The following is a 3,283-nucleotide window of genomic DNA, read 5'->3' as shown; positions in this document are numbered from 1 at the left end:
AGGGTCTCGACCTGTCCTATATCGACAGCGAGTATCTCACATCGAGCCTCAAGAAGATGGGGCTTTCCATGTCGGGCTCGGATGCCATCGAGCCAGTCGTAGAGCGCCCGATCAACGATAACGACGTCCTGGAAAGCAAGGTGCTGCGCGGGTATGCTCCGTCGACCGCCTACGAGCCAACGCTGAATAAGCTGGACGAACTCAAATACGGCATTCTCGGCGACGCCGTGAAGGACGTGAACCGGGATTTCGTCGCGCCCGACAATATGGACCACCTCGACCAGCTGACGCCGGAGCAGAAGGCGACGCTGCTCTACGATCTCATCGAGATCAAGCAGCAGTTCAACGGCTATATGAACCAATATGGCGACAGCGTGCCCGATGGCGAGCGCGTCGGCAACGACCTGGACGCGCGGATCGAAAAGCTGACGGCCGATCCTGCGACGCAGCAGCATCTCTCGGAAATATTCGCGAGCGGCATGAAGGAATATCTGCAGCGCCCGGAAAATTCCGATCTGCTCACCAACATCGAAGACGCCTATTTGATCGATATCGGCGGCGGCAAGGCGATCGACCGGGCGCTCAGCGCCGGCAAGAGCTTCGACGACGCCCTGAAAGATTATTATTCCGAGCTCAACACGCTCGTCGATCTCCTGCCTCAGGATTATATCGATGCGCATCTCGACGCCGCGAACGTCACCTTCGCGAACATCGTCAAGGAACGTTATATCGGCGACGGCCTGGGTGTCGATCTCCAGCCGCTGCTGTCGGGGCCGGATGACAGCTTCGTGCCCGGTGCGACGAATGACGCCATCAGCCAGTTGGCAAACAAGTTCGCCCAGGATTTCATCGGCAAAAATGGCCCGACGGATGGCGGCAAGACACTGAAACAAAACCTGGCGCAGGACATAGCACGCGACGTCGACGGTGTTCTGCGCATGGTGCGCGGCGGCATGAAGCTCGACGACGCGATCGCCTCCTTCAAGGATTCGCTCGATCTGCCGCGCCAGACGCGTACACCTGCCGGCATCGATGCCGAGGTGTACAAGGCCGGCCTCGTCCATGCCGTCCAAATGCTCAGCATGTCGAGCGTGCTGGTGGCGCGCGGCCTCGGCGTGGGCGGCAAGTGGACGTCGACCGATATCGCGGCCGCGGTCGGCTCGGCGACGCAGATCGTCGGCATGACGATGGAAGGACTGGGCAAGAACCTCGACGTTGCCGGCAAGCCGTTCAGCGCCTTCGGCAACCAGCCGGGCAGCTGGGGCAAGGGTATCTCCATGAGCTTCTCGCCCAAGACGATGGAAGCGGCGGGCAAGATCCTCGGCGCGGCCGGCGGCCTCGTTATGGCCGGCCTCGGCTTCTACTCGGCGTCGCGCTCGATGAAGGCCGGTGACCGCGCCAAGGGCGCGCTCGAAATCATCGGCGGGATTGCCGGCACCGGCAATGCGCTCATCGGCTTCTCCGAGGCGATGCTCTATCTGACCAATGCCATGTCCCGCGCCTTCTCAGGTCTCGGAACAGTGGCGCCCGAAGTAGTGACCATCTTCAGCAACGCTGCCAAAGCCGGCCTTGCCGCGGCCGGACTGGTCACCGGCCTCGTTGCCTCAGGCGTCGGGCTGGCGCTTGGTCTGTGGGATATGGCCAACGGCGTGAAGAAACTCGACAAGATGGAAAAGAAGCTGAACGAAAAGCTGGAGCGGTACATGGGCGAGTCCGTGCATCTCGAGTTCCGGCCGGATCCGTCGTTCATCTGGTGAAGAAGCATCGCCGCCTCAGTCGTCGAGACGATGCCCGCCTGCCGACAGCGCCGGATGCTTCCCACATAGATTAAATGCAAGCGAGCATTGCAGCAGGAGCTGTTCCTCCGGGAGAAATTTCCCTCCATGGCGTGGAAAGTGCCCGCAAATCTCTCCGTCCCGATTGTTCCCGGCGCGTGAAGCCCGTGCCGGAGCGGTAGCGTCGCGTTTCCTGAGAACCCTGACACTACCTGTCGATTGGCGAAAGACGCCGATACAGTCCGGCGGATTCTGCATCTCAGACTTGAATTATTTTTCAAAGGCCGTTCATATGGTGAATATAGGGCAAACGACGTCATCCGCAAAAAAAGCGGAAAAGAAAACAAAGGGAACGCATGTCATCGATCGCACCAGCATCCTCGGATACCGATACGGTTTCATTTCTCCGGCTAAGCGCCGATTCCAATTCGAGATCCGAAAATTCCGCAAGCCAGGGCACGCCCACGAGCACCACGGTCAAGAAGACATCGCCTTTTGCCTCTGACGGCACGACGACGGCAGGCCTGCCGATTTTCTTATCCACATCGGGGCAGACGACCAGCCCAAAGTTCGTTTCGCTTGCCAGTACATCGAACGGCGATGCCAGCCCCACCGCACCGATCCAGCCGGTCATCGATCTCCTGTTCAATTCCGATTTCATGAGCGAAATTAACCAGGGCTTCATGGAAGGGCTGAAGGACAAGGACAAGTCGTTCGAAAGCATCGACGTCGTCAAAAACCCTCAGAACTATACCGCCGAGCAGAAACTGATCATGTATCTCGATCTGCTTCAAACCAAGGCGACCTTCGGAAAATATAAGGACAGCCTCGGTGACAATCAGCGTGGCATCTATAACGACCAGGAGATCCTGAAGGATCTCGACAAGTCGATCGCCATCCTGGGTTCGGACCCCGATGTCAACTCGCTGATGACCGAGAAAGCGCTGAAGGCGTTCAAGCTGATCTTCTCCGGCTATCGAGTCGCGCCGGCCGATACGAACAAGGACGCCTCCGAGATCATCGATGATACGATCACGCGCGGTGAGAAGATGAAAGACCTGCGCCAAAAGGTTGAAAATGCTTTCGAGCACGACATCGTCAATGGCGGCCTACTGAATGACGGCCTGAAAGCCGGCAAGGATCTCACCACCATTCTCAAAGAATATAATGCCGCGCTCGGCTTTTATTCCATGGTGCTTCCCGACGATTTCGTGAAGCAGCGCTCAGCAATCGCCGACAAGGCCTATGCCCAATTCTTCGACAAGAACGTGCTGCCGACGATCTCCGATCCGACGACGGCGCTTGATGGCCTGATCCGGATGGGACTGGCAGGCGACAAGACCGAGCGGGAGCTGAAAGGGCTGGGCTCCATCCTGCCCGTGGTGACGTCAGACCAATTGCTCGGGCGCGGCGGCCTGTTTGCCGATCTTCAGATCGACCTGGACGGTTTGAAGAGGGTTGCGGCTTCCGAGTTCGGCAGCACCGTCCCCAACAATATCACCCACCTG

At 58.7% G+C, this 3,283-nt stretch carries 2 protein-coding genes and 1 pseudogene; 2 read left to right on the top strand and 1 reads right to left on the bottom strand.

Annotated features, from left to right (window positions below; genetic code table 11):
• A partial coding sequence (locus AC1RO0_RS31870; RefSeq protein ID WP_498596509.1) for a hypothetical protein occupies window positions 1–1,757 on the top strand: 1,757 nt, incomplete at its 5' end.
• Between the two features lie 334 nt (window positions 1,758–2,091).
• On the opposite strand, the gene AC1RO0_RS31865 is transcribed toward AC1RO0_RS31870, so the two are convergent.
• Window positions 2,092–2,409, bottom strand: a complete 318-nt coding sequence (locus AC1RO0_RS31865) for a hypothetical protein (protein ID WP_498596508.1) — start codon at window positions 2,407–2,409, stop codon at window positions 2,092–2,094.
• 25 nt (window positions 2,410–2,434) lie between these two features.
• Between AC1RO0_RS31865 and AC1RO0_RS31860 the strand changes: the two are divergent.
• Window positions 2,435–3,283, top strand: a pseudogene (locus tag AC1RO0_RS31860) (hypothetical protein); the annotation flags it as partial.

It is taken from the genome of Rhizobium sp. GW821-FHT14E12, from assembly GCF_058803745.1.
The sequence above is the reverse complement of the archived record's forward strand: the minus strand, read 5'-3'. Positions and strand labels throughout refer to the sequence as shown.

Bases quoted from the DNA above. Each gene is read 5' to 3' on its own strand.
- AC1RO0_RS31865 (WP_498596508.1), bottom strand. From the start codon at position 2,409: ATGACCGGCTGGATCGGTGCGGTGGGGCTGGCATCGCCGTTCGATGTA.